The following is a 15256-nucleotide window of genomic DNA, read 5'->3' as shown; positions in this document are numbered from 1 at the left end:
TTGCCCCAGCACCGGGATAGAAAATTATTGCCCCAGCCCCGGCGGCAGTGTGGGGAAACTGTTCCCCCAGCCTCGATATCAGGGTGGGAGCGCACTTCAGTGCGCGAATGCAGGCCGCAGGCCTGCCATCCGCCTGGCGGCACTTCCATCGCTGACTAAAGTCAGCTCCCACCACCTTCTGCTGCCACCAGGGCTATTGCCATAACCTATTCCCAAAGTGGAAAACTATTGCTCTCCCCCCGGCACCAGGGTGGGGAAACTATTGCCATAGCCCCAGCGGCAGGGTGGGAGCGCACTTCAGTGCGCGAATGCAGGCCGCAGGCCTGCCATCCGCCTGGCGGCACTTCCATCGCTGACTAAAGTCAGCTCCCACCACCTTCTGCTGCCACCAGGGCTATTGCCATAACCTATTCCCAAAGTGGAAAACTATTGCTCTCCCCCGGCACCAGGGTGGGGAAACTATTGCCATAGCCCCAGCGGCAGGGTGGGAGCGCACTTCAGTGCGCGAAAGCAGGCCGCAGGCCTGCCATCCGGCTCCCACCGGGTAGAGGGCTGGCCGCCGCAGTACGACCTCACTCACTTCCCCTCAGCCTGAACACATAAAATTCCGGCTGCTCGGCAAGCCAGGCCTGAATCTCCGAGCTCGCCGCCAGGTCCGCGCCGTGGAAAACAAGCCCTGCCGGGGCGTTTTGCGCCAGCGCCTCAAAGGCCAGCAGGTAGTCATCGGCGACCGGCGGGTGTGCCAGGCAGCGCATCCACAGCCGCCCGCGGGGGCCGTGAAAATACAGCTGATATACCGGGCGCTGGGGGTGCCGAATACGGCGCGCCCCGCCCTGCCAGCGCTGGGTGGCCCGCGGCAGCCGCTGCCAGATCGGCGCTACCGTCTGGCGGAGCCAGCGCCCGCGGGACGAGCGCTCGGCGCCCCACTGCTCAAGCGGCCAGGCCGGGAGTTTCAGCCCCTCGTCTTCCCACCAGTGCTCCACGCTGCGCCGGGTGAGCGTAACGCCCTGCTCGGTGCCAACGTCCGCGGCCAGCGCAGCGCCGGTCCAGCCCGGCTCGTCTGCCGGCGGCGGCGCTTCCATCCGCTGCCAAAGCGCCTGCTGCACGCCCGCCGTCAAGCGCGGCGCCCGGCCCCGGCGGCGCCCGCGTTCGCGCACCGGCACGGCGGCCCAACCCCCCTGGCAAAACGCCTTCCACGCCGCCGTGACCGTGGGCGCCGACAGGCCGGTTCGGCGCGCCGCTTCGGCCACCGTGACACCGTCCAGGCGCAGCCTGACGGCTTCCAGACGGCGCTCGCTAACCGATTCAGGCGAAAAATGTTTTATGCTCAACCAAGTTATAACCTGTTGTTTATAAACGCTTATAAAAAATTTAGCGCAGCGCTTATGATGCCTTCATGGACGCCATCATAAAAGCCCGCGTAACATACGGCAAGCCAGCCTACCGTTGTTAAGGATATCGTCATGATGGCCTGGGCCGTTCTTGTTTCCCTGTGCGTCTTCCTCGCCGTGCTGGTCAGCGGGCGCGTCAAGCCTGCGACCGCCTTCACCGGCCTTGCCACGCTCTACCTGCTCACCGGCCAGGTGGATACCGCGACGCTTTTGCGGCAATACACCAACCCGGCGCTGGCCACCCTGCTGCTGTTGCTGCTGGTCTCTCTGGCGCTGGAGCGCTCGCCGCTGCTTGACTGGCTGTCCGACCGCCTGCTGAGCGGCAGGCCGCGCTTGGCAACGGCCAAGCTGATGGGGGCCGGCGCGGTGCTGTCGGCCTTTCTCAACAATACCGCCGTCGTCGCGGCGTTTCTGGGGGCCGTTTCGCGCCAGAAACGGCTGGCGCCTTCGCGGCTGCTCATCCCGCTTTCCTACGCTTCGATACTGGGCGGGGTCACCACGCTGGTAGGCACCTCGACCAACCTGGTGGTCAACTCGTTTTACCTGAACGCCACCGGCGAGGAGCTGGGCATGTTCCAGTTTGCCCTGGTCGGCCTGCCCGTCGCGCTGATATCTCTGGGCGTACTGCTTTGGCGGGCGGGCAAGCTACCCAGCCATCCGGCAGAGGACATCCACGACCGGCTGGCCTACTTTCTCGCCGCCGAGCTCGCCGACGACTCGCCCATGGCCGGCAAAAGCATCGAAGACAACGGCCTGCGCAGCCTGGAGGGCCTCTATCTGCTGGAAATCGAACGCGACGGCAGGCTTCTGAGCCCCGTTGCGCCTGAGGAGCTGCTGGAAGCCGGCGATACGCTGGTGTTTACCGGAGAGGTGAGCAAGGTACAGGCGCTCAAGCGCTTTCCCGGCCTCAGGCTATTCGGCCACCAGGCGAGCGACCTGCTGGCCACCAACCTGGTCGAGGTCGTGCTGTCGCACCAGTCGGAGCTCCCGGGCAAAACGCTGCAGGAAGTGGACTTTCGCAGCATGTTCAGCGCCGGCGTGGTAGGTATCAGAAGGGGGGAAAAACGCCTGGAAGGCCAGCTGGGGCATATCCCGCTGCGCGTGGGCGACTGCCTGCTGCTGGCCGTCAGCGCGGACTTCCGCCAGCACCGCAACCTTGATCGCAACTTCCATCTGCTAAGCGGTAGCTTTACTCGGCCGCAGCTTGGCCGGCGGCAAAGTCTCATGGCGCTGGGCGGCTTCGCCGGCGTCATCGGCTGCGCGAGCCTGGGGCTAGTGCCTCTGTTTCACGGCTTGCTTCTGCTGATGGCGGGGCTGCTCGCGACCCGCATTCTCACCGTGGACGAGCTCCGCCGGCGCTTTCCCTTTGCGCTATGGCTGATCATCGGCTCGGCGCTGGCCATGGCCCAGGCGCTGGAAAACTCCGGCGCCGCCGCCTTGCTGGCTCAGGGCATGCGGCAGCTATTCAGCGGCTACGGCGTGTATGCGGCCTTTGCCGGCTGCTATGTGTTTACCCTGCTGCTGACGGAAACCGTCACCAACAACGCCGCCGCCGCGCTGGCTTTTCCCGTTGCCTGGAGCACCGCCCAGGCCTTCGGCGCCGACCCGCTGCCGTTTACCCTGGCCGTGGCCTACGGCGCCAGCGCCTGCTTTTTCATTCCCTTCGGCTATCAGACGCACCTGATGGTGTACTCCCCCGGGCGCTATCGGATCAGCGACTTCCTCAGGACCGGCCTGCCGGTAAGCCTGACCTACTCCGCCGGGGTGCTGGTGCTCACGCCGCTGGTGTTTCCATTCTAGCCGGGTGAGCGCTTCGCTTGTGAATGGTTAGTAGTGAGCGCCGCTTCGCGGCTTGTGAATTGTTCTTCTCACCACTCACTATTCACCATTCACCATTCACCCCACTAAAGATGCAACCCACACTCCCGCTGCATGCCGAAGAAGCGGGTTTCTTCTTCGGTCATGCCGGGCTGCAGGGGCTGGCTGGTGTGCCAATCGCCGACCGAGGTGTAGCCCTGCTCCCACAGCGGGTGATAAGGCAGGTCATGCTCGGTGAGGTAGCGGTGTACGTCGCGGTTGTGCCAGTCGATCAGCGGATAGACCTTGTAGCGGCCATCGTCACGCTGCTCGACTACCGGGCGCTGCTCCCGGGTGCTGGACTGCTGACGGCGCAGCCCGGCAAACCAGGTGCCCACGCGAAGTTCATCCAACTTGCGCTCCATCGGCTCGACCTTCATCAGCCGGTTGTAGCGCGTCAGGCCTTCCTGGCCCTGTTCCCAGAGCCGGCCATGGCGCATCTCCAGGTGCCCCGGTGACAGCACCGGACGCGCCACCTTCAGGTTGAGGTTCAGCCGCTCGGCCAGCTCATCGACGAAACGGTAGGTCTCGGGAAACAGGTAGCCAGTATCCACCAGCAGCACCGGCATGTCCGGTACGATGCGTGTCGCCAGGTGCAGCAGCACGGCTGACTGGATACCGAAGCTGGAGCTGAGCACGAAGCTGCCGGGCAGGTTCTCCAGCGCCCACTCGACACGCGCCTCAGTCGGCAACGACTCAAGCAGTGCGCTCGCCTGGGCGGCGTCGATCTCACGCTGTAAGGCCGATAACGCCATAAGGGATTCCTTTCGAATACTGGGTATGGGCCTAGGGTAGCGTCGCAACTCAATATCCAAAAGGAATCAATATTTATCTTTTAATACTCGATTAATCTATGGTTGCCTCGGCGGCCACGCCCTCGCGAACTGAAACCGGGGCGCGGGACCGCGACTTCTCCTCACCTTCAAGCCACTTGACTCCCAAAACGGGAGAGGCCACACTTACCCCCAAACAGGGAGAATCCATGCGAGTCATTGCCAAGCGCACCTTGAGAGAGTTCTGGGAACAGGGTCACAGCGACGCCAGGACACCGCTCACCGAGTGGCACAACATGATGCTTAAAGCAGCATGGGCAACCCCGCAGGAACTGAAGGCCGAAATACGCACGGCCAGCATCCTCAAGGGTGGCCGAGTCGTGTTCAACATCGGAGGTAACAAGTACCGAGTTATCGTGGCCATCCGCTACACCCAGCAGATCGCTTGGGTGCGTTTCGTTGGTACACACGCGCAATACGATCACGTCGATGCGGAGACGATATGATGCACATCACACCCATTCACAACGAGGCTGACCTGCAGCGTGCATTCGCTCGACTGGAAGCGCTGTGGGCGGCAGAAGACGGCACCCCGGAAGCAGACGAAGTGGAAGTGCTCTCTATCCTGATCGAGAAATACGAGGACCAGCACTACCCCATCGGGCCTTCGGACCCGATTGAGGCCATCAAATTTCGCATGGAGCAGCAAAGCCTTTCACAGCGCGACCTGGAGCCCTTCATCGGCCCAAGCGGTCGCGTCTCCGAGGTGCTGAACCGCAAGCGCAAGCTCAGTCTACGGATGATAAGAAGGCTCCACGAAGGCCTCAAGATCCCCTATGAGAGCCTGATGAGTGAATCTGCTGCATGACAGCGGGCATCCAGGCGCCCGTGGATCCACGGCCCAAAGCGCGCTGGTGAATGCTCATCCCTCATCATCATTCACCATTCACTATTCACCATTCACACCTGACCACTCCCAGCCCCGCAGCCCGCTCGGCCGCAGCCTCCGCCATCCCCCGCGCCGCCTCGGGTTGCTCCAGCAGCCAGGTGATGCAGCGCTGCCAGTCGCCAGGGTCATCTTCGGCGAGCAGGCCGTTGACCCCATGCTCGACGATCTCGGTGTAGGGCGCGCGATTCGAATAGACCCCCACCCCGCCCATCGATGCGATATCCAGGAACTTGATGAATGACTTGCCCCGGTTGAATGGCGTATCCAGCAGTGGCGCCAGGCCGATATGCACCCGGTGGCGCGCTTGGTAGTCGCGAAACTTCGACCAGGACAGCGGCGCCGGGCAGTGGGTGCGCGGCAACTCGGCAAGCACGGGTGGCGCATGTTGGCCCAGCATCAGCTCCAGCTCGCTATCGTCACGCTCCCGCTGCAGCGCCTCAAGCGCCGGTGCGATCTGTTCAAGATCCGAAAGATGCGCTCGGGTACCATGAAAACCGAGCCGCCAGGGCTGCTCTGCCGAGGGGGCGGCAGCGAAATGGGTGAGATCCGGTAACGGTGCGATCAAGGGCGGTGTCATCACCCTGACGTTGCCATGGCACTTTCGCAACCGCTCGGCCAGCCCCGTGCTGCAGGCTACCACCTCATCGGCCAGCGCCAACAGCCGCGGCTGCTGCGCCGCCGCCCTGGCCATACGCGTCCGGTAGGCAGCAGGAAGCGTCTCGTCGGCTGCCGCGGCCGCCAGATCGTCATCGATCACATAAACGATTCGCCCGAAGGCGCCACACTCGCGCTCCAGCCAGCGCAGCGCCCCCTCCGGCAGGGTGCGGCACAGCACCAGGTTGGCCCCGGGCTGGCGCGACAGCACCCAGCGCGCCAGCCGCCACCGCCAACCACGCACATCCAGCCGGCCGCCATCGTGACCCTCACAACGCAAATGGGGCGCGACCGACTCGAGAAAGTAGATATCCTCGGTCGGCCGCGCCCCATCGCTCAGCACCAGCCAGCGCTCACGACTTACCATTCACAATTCACCATTCACCATTCACCATTCACCACTCACTACTCACCACTCCCCATTCACCAGCAAAGCACTCAGCGCAACGAAAAATCCTCATGCACCAACGTCAGGTTAGGGTTATAGGCTGGGTCGGTATCCAGCGCCCTGCCCCAGGTGCGGCGCATATACTCGGCCTCGCCGTTGGCGCGGGCTCGCTTGGCGGAACTGTCATCGGCCCCGCGCGAGACCGACTCATGGTGATAGAGCTCGGCGTAGGGGGTCCACAGGTTGCGGTAGCCCGCCTCGCGCACCTTCAGGCACAGGTCAACATCGTTGAAGGCGATCGATAGGTGCTCCTCGTTGAGCCCTCCGACCTCTTCAAATACTGACTTTCGCACCAGTAGGCAAGCACCGGTGACCGCCGACAGGTTGTGCGCCAAGTGCAGGCGGGTGAAATAGCCCGGCGCGTTGCGGTGGAAATACTTGTGGGCGTGGCCCGCCACACCGCCGATCCCCAGGATCACTCCCCCATGCTGCACGGTATCGTTGGGGTAGTAGAGCTTGGCCCCCACACAGCCGATCTCCGGGCGGCACGCCTGGCGCACCATCTCGTCCAGCCAGTCGGCATTGATCGGCTCGATATCATTGTTGACCAGCCCCAGGATCTCGCCACGGGCATACAGCGATCCATAGTTGTTGATCGCCGAATAGTTAAACGGCTCATTCCAGCGCAGCACCCGCACTCGATTATCGCGCTCGGAAACCTCGTGCATATAGTCCAGGGTAGCGCGGCACTGGCTCTGGTTATCGAGGATCAGCACTTCCAGGTGGGGATAGTGGGTGCGTTCGAGAATCGCATCCACACAAGGCTTGAGGATCTCCACCCGGTCGCGGGTCGGAATCAGCAGGCTGACCAGTGGCAGGCGCCGGGGTAGCGGCCAGTGCACCCGGTAGGTATTGGGGTAATGCCCCGCCTCGACCCGCGCACCGGGCACCCGCTCACGCAGATGATCGCGCACCGCCAGCAGGCCGGCATCGGTGGTGTAGCTTTTCTGCTCGCTACCCAATGCCGTGGAGCCCGCCGCGGCACGCCAGTGATAGAGTACATGGGGAATATGCACGATCTGCTCGGGCAGCAGGCGTGCCGTTACCCGCAGCACCAGGTCGTGATCCTGACTGCCCTCGGTGCCCTGACGAAACCCGCCCACCTCGCGTACCAACCCGGTACGATACACCCCCAGATGCGAGATATAGTTCTGGGCCAATAGCAGGTCGGGGTTCCACTGTGGCTTGAAGTGCGGATCGAAGCGCTCGCCCGCCTCGTTGAGCTTGTCTTCATCGCTATACAGCAGACCGGCATCCGGATGGCGGTGCAACGCCTGGGCCACGCGAAACAACGCACCCGGCGAGAGCGTATCGTCGTGATCCAGCAGCGCCACGAACTCACCCTCCACCAGCTCCAGGGCGCTATTGCTGGCCGCGCAGATATTGCCATTCTCCTCGCGAAACACCACCCGCACGCGCGCATCCCGTTCGGCATACTCGGCCAGTACCTGGCGCACCTCGGGATCGGTCGAGGCATCATCGACAATGCACAGCTGCCAGTGCGGGTAGGGCTGTGCCAGCACCGAATCCAGACACTCGCGTAACCACTCGAGGCGCGGATTGAAGACCGGCACCAGCACCGAGATCAGCGGCGTGTGCGGCAGCTGGTCGATCACCCGGCGTGCCCGCTCGGTCGTGAGCTCACGGCGCCCCTCCAGCCACTTACGGTAGCTATAGCGCGCGGTACGTCGCTCGAAGGTGGCTTCGTATTGCTCAAGGGCAAACTCGCGCCAGTGTCGCCCCGCCTCGCGCGCCTGGCGTTTCAGCAACGGCAGCACCTCGGCCTTGGTGACGCCGCGAAACTCGTGGTGCATATTGGCCAGGCGATGGGCCAGGCGATCGTGGGCAAACCCGGGGCTCAGCCAGGCAATACGCAGATGGGTGATGGTAAAGCGACCCTCGCACTCCATAGGATCGAAGCGCAGGCCCTTCAAGCGCCGCGGCACATAGAACAGCCGCTTGGTGACCCGCCCGCTCTTCAGCGGCAAATAGAAGCAGAGCTCCTCGTTTAACCCCTTGCCGGTATCCAGGTAGAGCTTGACCGCGGCGCTGGGCTGGTCGTGCTGCATGGCGACCTCCAGCATCTGCCAGCCCGGCAGCGGCAGTCCGCGCTTGAGCAGAAATTGGGGGTCGTCACCGGTCGCCTGCCACGCATAACGCGAACCCGGTGCGTCTACAGGTAGCAACTGGTGGTGAGGCGTGAGCCGATCAAGCGGAAAGCGCGCCAGAAAGGTTTCATTCAAGCCATGGGCCAGCCAGTGCGAGCTCTTGTCGAGGCGTTTGCGATTCCTTGCGTTCATCTTCCATCCGGTTTCGGTACCCGACGCGGCTTCAACGGAAACCACTGGCCAGTGAGGGAAACGCGGCATTGTACCTGATCACCGGGCTTGAGTTTTACCGGCAGATGAAAGCCCACATAGCCTCCCCGCGGCGGCAACAGCCGACACAAACCAGGGCGCAGCTCTACCGCGGTGACGGTATCCAGGTGCTTGCCGTTAGCCCATACCTCCACGACCACTGGCTCGTCACTCTCACCTTCCCACCATGCCCAGCCAGCGATACGCCCCGGCTTGACCTCCACCAGGCGCGCATGGGCCCAGGGCGAACCCTCTTGGTGCATCGTGTAACGCTGATCAAATAACGCTACGGCCTGCTCATACAGGCGGATATCGCGCTTGTTCAGCTGCTTCAGCTCGGCCTCGTCCTCGGCGGAGATCTCATGCACGGCATCCAGGCTTTTCTTGCCGCGATTATCTTCACGCTGCGGAATCGCGAGGCCATAGCGGGCGTTGAGCAGTTTCAGGCTATCGGTGTAGCGCTCGGTCAGTCCGACAAAGCCCACGGCCTCGACATCCACCCCATGCAGGATCTTGCTTTGCCGGTTATGCATTATCGGCCGTGAATAGAAATCGTGGAAGCTGCCCTTGTACTCGTAGTGACGCACGAAGTGGGCATATTCGGAAGCCATGCGCTGCAGGGGGTCGCGCAGGAACGTCAGCGTGTTACCTACACCGAAGAGGGAAACGAAGCGGCTGGCATTGACATGCCCCCCCACCATGGAAGCCCCTTGCTGGGCGCAGGCGCTCCTGAAACTCCAGAAATCTTTGGGTTCTGCATAGAGGGTATCAACGACCACCGGCGTGGTAGCGGGTGACTCCTTGCCGTAATCGTAAACAACGTTTTCGCGATTGAAGTAGCGCTCGGCACCAAGGCGAAAGCTGGTGCCGGCAGTCTTGGGAATATGGACAAAGGATAACAAGAAGGGCCACTCTACCTAGATTGAAAAATCAAACAATTTCACCGATATTCTCTGCCGTTGCAATCCCCAACTCGGCAGCCCACGCTTGCCAGCCCACCACCTCGCTCCAGCCGCTCAGAAACACGAAGTCCAGCCCGGCGGCGCTGGCCGCCTGATAATCGTACTTGCTGTCCCCCAGGAACAACGCCGGCTGCTGGATATTGGCAGAGGCCAGCTCTCGGGCCAGGATCTCGTCCTTGGTATCCGGGCTGCCGAAGATACCGCCATCGAACCACGCGGCGATGCCGCGTTGGGCGAATACGTCGCGCAGCTCGGCCTGGTCGCCACCGGAAACGATCAGCCAGCGAGCATTGGGAGTCTGTTTGCGCAGTGCTTCAAGCCCCGGGGCCACCTCGCAGCCCAAGAGCCCCTCACGCACATGGCCGGCATAGGCCTGCAGCAGCGCCTCCAGGTCGGGGCCCCGCTCGGCGGGATTCCGCTGCTCGGCGTAATTTGGTGAGGTGGTAGGTGCGATCTGTTCCAGGAAATGAGCAAACTTCCTGTAGCGCGACACCCCGCCGTTGGCGACATGGTGATCGACCATGGCCTGGGCGGCGGCTTCCCCGTAAGGCAAGGTGGCCCGGTAGAAGGCCTCGGTCTTGACCTTGTTGGAGTCCAAAACCACACCGTCGCAGTCGAAGATATAAGTGGCATATTTCATCAACTAATGACCATAGAACGAGCAATCACGCTTGCAAGACTGAAATCTTCTTCCCAATCTATGTCCAACTTTTTCAAACCTTCGCACTCATAAAGAAAAGGATTTACACCAATCCTGTCCTCCAACTCCAAATAGTTTTTTATGCTAGATATATAAAAAGAATGATTTATCTCATAAAGCGGATCCAAGTCTTGTGTGTTTGGCCAAGGGTTGATAGATCTATCAGTGTTGATAACTTTTTTTAGCTTATCACTCCACAAAAACTGCTGTACCTTATTGACAGACATCAGAGAATCATAACTTCCATTGATGACATTGTCGAAATACAATTCGATAGCTTGCTTATAGTCGGCGACAACCATAAAAGGAGAGGTCACATGCATCCAAAAAACATGATCTCCCTCTACCACGTTTGGAACATAGCTTATAAGATCCAAAACTTTCGTAGAGGAAGAGCAAAGCTTATCAGGCCTTTCATCAAGCTTGATGTTTTCTGAAAGGAAAGGTTGTGCTTGAGCTATAACCTGGGTGTCGTTTGTTGACACGACGACCTCATCGACAGCGCCAAGGTCAACAAGCTCTTTTATCTCTTTTATCTTGCACTCAAAAAGACTCTCCCCTGACTCCAAAAAAGGGCGCGTGTTTTTGTTTTTTACCCTTTGGCTTCCTGCCCGCATTGGAAGAAAAACAGAAACTCTCATTTCACACCTCGCCATAAACAGAAATCTTATTTACTGGATATCGAGTAGGCAAAATTGAGAAAAGCTCCAGACTATCTGCAGATTCTAAATATCCACCAAAAAGTTTTTCCAACTCATAATTCCTAGGGTCTCCGGCATCAAACCCATCAAACCCAGCCATCAGCACTCGGCTCGCTTGCCCACTTGTTGCCACCGCCAGGGCATAGGCCACTACCAGCGAGGTAGGCGCCGTACAGTGCGTCTCGGCAAACTCGAAACCATCCGCCTGCACGTTGAGGCCGAAGTCCAGCACCTGCTTTTCACCCAGAGAGTCACGCACATCCGCCGGCAGCATGGAATAGGGGGTGATCAGCGGCTGAGGTAGGCGCGTGTGGGCCTCGCAGTCCGCCAGCAGGCGCACGGGGTGGCAAGCCACGCGCAGGTCGATCAGCTCGGCATCGATGGCGCTCTGAGTGTTGAGAGCCAATACCAGCGGCTGATGGTCGCGAATATAGCGCTCCAGGGCATCCCGGTGGCGGGCCACGCCCGGCCCGGTTCCCAGCAGCAGCACCTCACGCCCGGCAAAGCGCTCCTTGGGTGACCACTGGCCGGTAGACTCGCCCCGGTAGAAGTGGCGTGCCGCATCCAGGGTGTTGAGGCTGAACTTCTTGCCGCCCTCCACCCGCAGGTGCTCGATCACCGCCAGCACGTCTTCCTCGCTGTAGCGGGAGTCGCTGAGCATTTCCTGGATATAGGTGGGGTGAATGCCGTACTTGCCGGCCAGGTAGTAGTAGGGGTTGGTGCCCCAGCCGTAGTGAGCCTGCATGGGCGTGAAGTGCTCGCGCAAGAGCACCATCAGCGGCACCATGTTGACCGGCTTGCCGCGGCGCTCGGCGATCTCGATGGCCAGCTCCTCGGTGCGGGCATTGCCCGGTCCGCGGCCCATGCCGGTGACGGTGGAGTCCACCCAGGTCACGCCCTCCTCCAGCGCCCGCAGGGTGTTGGAGAGTGCCAGGCCGAGGTTGTCGTGGGTGTGAATGCCCATGGCACCGGACCACTCGCTGCGGAACCACTGGATGATTTGCGCCGCCTGTTCCGGGTTCATGCTGCCCATGCTGTCGGCGAAATAGAGCGCATCCATCGGATAGGCCTTGGCCTGACGGGCGAGTGCCTTCACCTCCGCTTCGGTGCGATCCGCCACCTGCATCAGGTTGAAGCCGACCTGATAGCCACGCTCCTTCAGCCAGATGACCGCCGACAGCGCCTTCTCGAACTCATGCACGTGGCAGGCGATGCGTACCAGGTCCACAGGCGAGTCTGCTGCCGCATTGGGGAACAGCCGCTCAAGAGCCTCCTGCTGGGGCACTTCGCCCACCAGCTCGTTGCCGTTAACCATCACGCCAATCGTCAGCCCGGCCGGTATCATCAGGCTGCGGATAAACTCATCGGTGGTGAAGGCACAGGGCCCCTGGAAGCCCTGGTTCTTCAGTGTGCGGAAACCCAGTTCCACCACATCCACCCCGGCGGCCTGCATGGCGTCGAGATATTGGTGGATCAGCGCAGAAGAGAAATCCCAAGCGTTGTAGTAGCCGCCATCGCGGAGAGTACAGTCGAGAAAATTGGAAGATTTTAAATCCATAACTAACCACCGACCCCTAATAAAAATAAATTATTGAATTTTTAAAATTGATTTATATTCTTCTAATTTTTTCTTTATTACCGGACCATTCGGTCTAAGAACATAAGCCTTCTCCATCACCTTCATGGCAGTTTGAATATCACCTTCCGCCTCAAAGGCTAACGCCACTTCACGTAGAACAGCAGGTGAATTAGGTTTTTTCCCCAACCTAGCACTTAGATTAAAGAAATGCTGACTTGCAGACTCATGTTTCCTTTCAAAATTATTAAAACCATTTTTACCAACACTTTCAACAGGTGGAACATCCAGCTTGGGTATTGCCACATTTTTTATCTCACTCAGAACATCTGAAGCAAGATTAAATATATGCTGCCATGGGACATGGTAACTAATATTTTGCGCTGCAGAAGAGCTATCGCTATCAAAAAAATCTACAACATAATTTTTGCTAACCTTTTTTACGGATGAAGGGTATTCGTCAGGAAATGAAAACAGCTTGGTATTGCTATGCAGGACACCAGGCTTCCTTGCAAACCTTAACGGCACCATACAACCAGTGCCAGCATTGGCAATAAACAGATCAACAGAATCACAATAGAGAATTTTCTCTCTGTAATCCAAACCAATGAGAGAATTTATGGTTATTCCTTCAATGTCTAAAAGCCTCTTTCTTATCTCTTGAAATACTGCCTCATCCTCTTTATTTTTAATTCTTTTTCCCTGAATTGCAGTCATGCCATCCACGTAAAGAGAAACAGTATCAAAGTAAGGCTTAAGCAATTTCACAATACATATACAGCCTTCCACTTGATCTAACCAGCTTCTTTTCTGACCTGTCACACCAAACCAGAGGCAAACTGAGCTTCCCGATTCCCCTTTAGCAAACCCCTGACCTTTAAGCCTTATGGACTCTTTATAAACAAGTCTTTCCATAAGCCTATCTTTTTCTCTGGAAAGCAGAACCCCACTACCACTAATATGCAGGCTATTTATTGCATTAGGGTATAAAAAGACATGATCGCCTGGCTCAACTTTAGAAAGCTCTTCGGGAATAAAGAAAGAACCTCTATCGAGAACAGGCTTATCATGATCAAGAGCCGTTAAAACTTTCAATTGATCATAAAAATGATGGTATGGCCGGGGGTGAGAAAGAAGGAATCCAAACCCTCCTTTTTTCAAACTTATTTCAGAAGCATTAATGCTAGACAAATTTTTAATATGCGGAAATATTGGCTTTTCATTACTAAAAACACTTCTATATATATTTTTAAAAGTTATCGCCAAGTTGATCATTAAAGCACTTTGCGCCAACAGCCAAACATTCTTATTATTTTCATCTGCCATGAAAACAAAGTTCACCACACCATACTTTACATTATATAAAGCAGTTGTTTTTACACCAGTCTCTGGATGCGCCAACTCAAACTGATTGCTTCTGACCTTTTCTTGCCATAGATTAAAAAGACCTTTAAAATCACCTTTTTTTTGCATGCAAAAAATTTTAGCAGTATCGCTATATTCACCCTCTCCTTCATGGGTAATTATATTAAAACCATCTGCCCCGTTACCAAGGCATCTTAAAAAATCAGTGAGATTACTCATGAACACCTGAAAGAATTAATAAAAGAAGATTGGCTATAGATGTAAATGACGATTTTATGGTTCTTCGTCACTTCACGTGGATTTGGCCTGAAGCGCATGCAGCAGACTTACTTTCTACAGAATTTTCATGAACTAACCGAAGCTCAGGCAGGCCAACTTGGTGCTGGCGAAACGATGCAAGCTCAGAGTTAACGGGTCACTAGGACTTGGATCTACTCTACCAGCTTAAATAGGCATACTTTCAGTGAAATTAAGATGGTGAGAAACCCTCTTCGATGCGATAATAGATTTATCTTGAGGTTTTCTGCCACTCGGACGTTACCTTATCAGGAGCTATTTATTTCTTTTTGACAATACCATTCGCTAAGTACTGCCCAGATTCCGCCACGCGTGCAGACACGACATCACCAGGCTTTAATGGAAGGTTCTTACTAAAACCAACGTGTCCATTCTTTGGAGCACCGATCAAATGCAGGTCCTTTCTGTATTCCTTGGCTGGAAGGGAGCTTACAACTTCGCCGTTAACTAATACCTCAACAGCCACATGCTCAAGCCCCTGATGACTATCATTGAAGAACGCAAAGCCTTTGACTTTCCCTTCTTTAGATATCGTGACCTGGCCGTTGACTACAAAATGACCACCCCTAAAGGCCTTGAGCCTTTCCTTGAAGTAGGCTACTGCGGAATCATACAGGGTGATGTCTTGACGCTGTGTCTCTGTAGCAATTTTCCTTTCATCATCAGTAAGAGAGTATGCCGCACCTTTTTTACTGGTATTTTTATTTTCTTCTACACGATCAAGACTTACACCCTGCCAACCCTCAAACATCTCCAGACTCTCACTGTAAAACTCAGTAAGCCCTAAAAATCCAAAAGCCGGCCAGACTGCCCCCTTAAGGTGTCGAGACTGAACATTACAGAATTTTTTTACATTACAATAGTCTTCAAAACTCCCCTCAAACCTATCAAACGATCGCCTCTTCCTGTGACAATACTCCGAATAGACCCTTTGAATGGGGTCGCGAAAGAATGTACAGTATTCTGTAACACCATATATTGACTGGTAGCGAACGGCTGGATAATGCCCAGAAATAACACGAATCCCTTTAGAATCAGCCAACCTCTTTAGCGCCCACATATCATGTTGTTTATGAACATACTCCGCAATGGGCTCAGAGGTCTTCGAAAAGGTTAAGCTATAGTCATACCAAATCTTTTCGCTTCCATACTGGGAAGATAGCGCTTTCCCAAAGCTTGTTCCGGCAGTTTTCGGGATATGGACAAAAACAATCAAGCAATCACCT

At 57.3% G+C, this 15256-nt stretch carries 13 protein-coding genes; 3 read left to right on the top strand and 10 right to left on the bottom strand.

All coding sequences use genetic code 11. From position 1 onward, the window contains the following. Positions 1-572 precede the first annotated feature (572 nt). Positions 573-1331, bottom strand: a complete 759-nt coding sequence (locus tag ACZ46Y_RS05395; RefSeq protein WP_311957054.1) for a helix-turn-helix domain-containing protein — start codon at positions 1329-1331, stop codon at positions 573-575. A gap of 132 nt (positions 1332-1463) precedes the next feature. Between ACZ46Y_RS05395 and ACZ46Y_RS05390 the strand changes: the two genes are divergently transcribed. After that, entirely contained in the window at positions 1464-3191 is a 1728-nt protein-coding gene (locus ACZ46Y_RS05390; protein ID WP_311957053.1) for an SLC13 family permease, read from the top strand. A gap of 104 nt (positions 3192-3295) precedes the next feature. Here the strand turns inward: ACZ46Y_RS05390 and ACZ46Y_RS05385 are convergent, their stop codons facing one another. Next, the gene (locus tag ACZ46Y_RS05385; RefSeq protein WP_311950759.1) at positions 3296-4003 is read right to left on the bottom strand and encodes a phosphoadenylyl-sulfate reductase; all 708 of its coding nucleotides are present in this window, start codon (positions 4001-4003) and stop codon (positions 3296-3298) included. Positions 4004-4230: 227 nt separating this feature from the next. Here ACZ46Y_RS05385 and ACZ46Y_RS05380 point away from each other — a divergent pair, with 227 nt between their 5' ends. Both ACZ46Y_RS05380 and ACZ46Y_RS05375 read left to right on the top strand, forming a co-directional pair. Beyond that, the gene (locus ACZ46Y_RS05380) at positions 4231-4527 is read left to right on the top strand and encodes a type II toxin-antitoxin system HigB family toxin (protein WP_311957051.1); all 297 of its coding nucleotides are present in this window, start codon (positions 4231-4233) and stop codon (positions 4525-4527) included. Further along, positions 4524-4889 carry a helix-turn-helix domain-containing protein gene (locus ACZ46Y_RS05375; RefSeq protein ID WP_446497137.1) on the top strand — a complete coding sequence of 122 codons (366 nt, stop codon included), beginning with the start codon at positions 4524-4526 and terminating at the stop codon, positions 4887-4889. Before ACZ46Y_RS05380 ends, ACZ46Y_RS05375 begins: the two co-directional genes overlap by 4 nt. An 85-nt stretch (positions 4890-4974) precedes the next feature. Here ACZ46Y_RS05375 and ACZ46Y_RS05370 read toward each other — a convergent pair whose 3' ends face one another. The 8 genes from ACZ46Y_RS05370 to ACZ46Y_RS05335 form a co-directional block, all read right to left on the bottom strand. Then, positions 4975-5991, bottom strand: coding sequence for a glycosyltransferase family protein (locus tag ACZ46Y_RS05370; RefSeq protein WP_311957049.1), 1017 nt, complete (start codon positions 5989-5991; stop codon positions 4975-4977). A gap of 71 nt (positions 5992-6062) precedes the next feature. Next, positions 6063-8372 (bottom strand): glycosyltransferase family 2 protein, encoded by a 2310-nt coding sequence (locus tag ACZ46Y_RS05365; RefSeq protein WP_311957048.1) that lies wholly within the window; start codon positions 8370-8372, stop codon positions 6063-6065. Then, positions 8369-9331, bottom strand: coding sequence for a sulfotransferase family protein (locus ACZ46Y_RS05360; protein ID WP_311957046.1), 963 nt, complete (start codon positions 9329-9331; stop codon positions 8369-8371). Before ACZ46Y_RS05360 ends, ACZ46Y_RS05365 begins: the two co-directional genes overlap by 4 nt. Positions 9332-9359: 28 nt before the next feature. Then, a complete protein-coding gene (locus ACZ46Y_RS05355; RefSeq protein WP_311957044.1) occupies positions 9360-10031 on the bottom strand; it encodes an HAD family hydrolase in 672 nt (223 codons plus the stop codon). Next, entirely contained in the window at positions 10031-10732 is a 702-nt protein-coding gene (locus ACZ46Y_RS05350) for an acylneuraminate cytidylyltransferase family protein (RefSeq protein WP_311957042.1), read from the bottom strand. The genes ACZ46Y_RS05355 and ACZ46Y_RS05350 overlap by 1 nt, the downstream gene beginning before the upstream one ends. Before the next feature lies 1 nt (position 10733). Continuing rightward, a complete protein-coding gene (locus ACZ46Y_RS05345) occupies positions 10734-12350 on the bottom strand; it encodes an aldolase catalytic domain-containing protein (protein WP_311957040.1) in 1617 nt (538 codons plus the stop codon). Positions 12351-12380: 30 nt separating this feature from the next. Continuing rightward, entirely contained in the window at positions 12381-13952 is a 1572-nt protein-coding gene (locus ACZ46Y_RS05340; protein ID WP_311957037.1) for a hypothetical protein, read from the bottom strand. A gap of 337 nt (positions 13953-14289) precedes the next feature. Next, the gene (locus tag ACZ46Y_RS05335) at positions 14290-15246 is read right to left on the bottom strand and encodes a sulfotransferase family protein (RefSeq protein WP_311957035.1); all 957 of its coding nucleotides are present in this window, start codon (positions 15244-15246) and stop codon (positions 14290-14292) included. Positions 15247-15256 lie beyond the last annotated feature (10 nt).

The organism is Halomonas garicola, assembly GCF_055382465.1.
The sequence above is the reverse complement of the archived record's forward strand: the minus strand, read 5'-3'. Positions and strand labels throughout refer to the sequence as shown.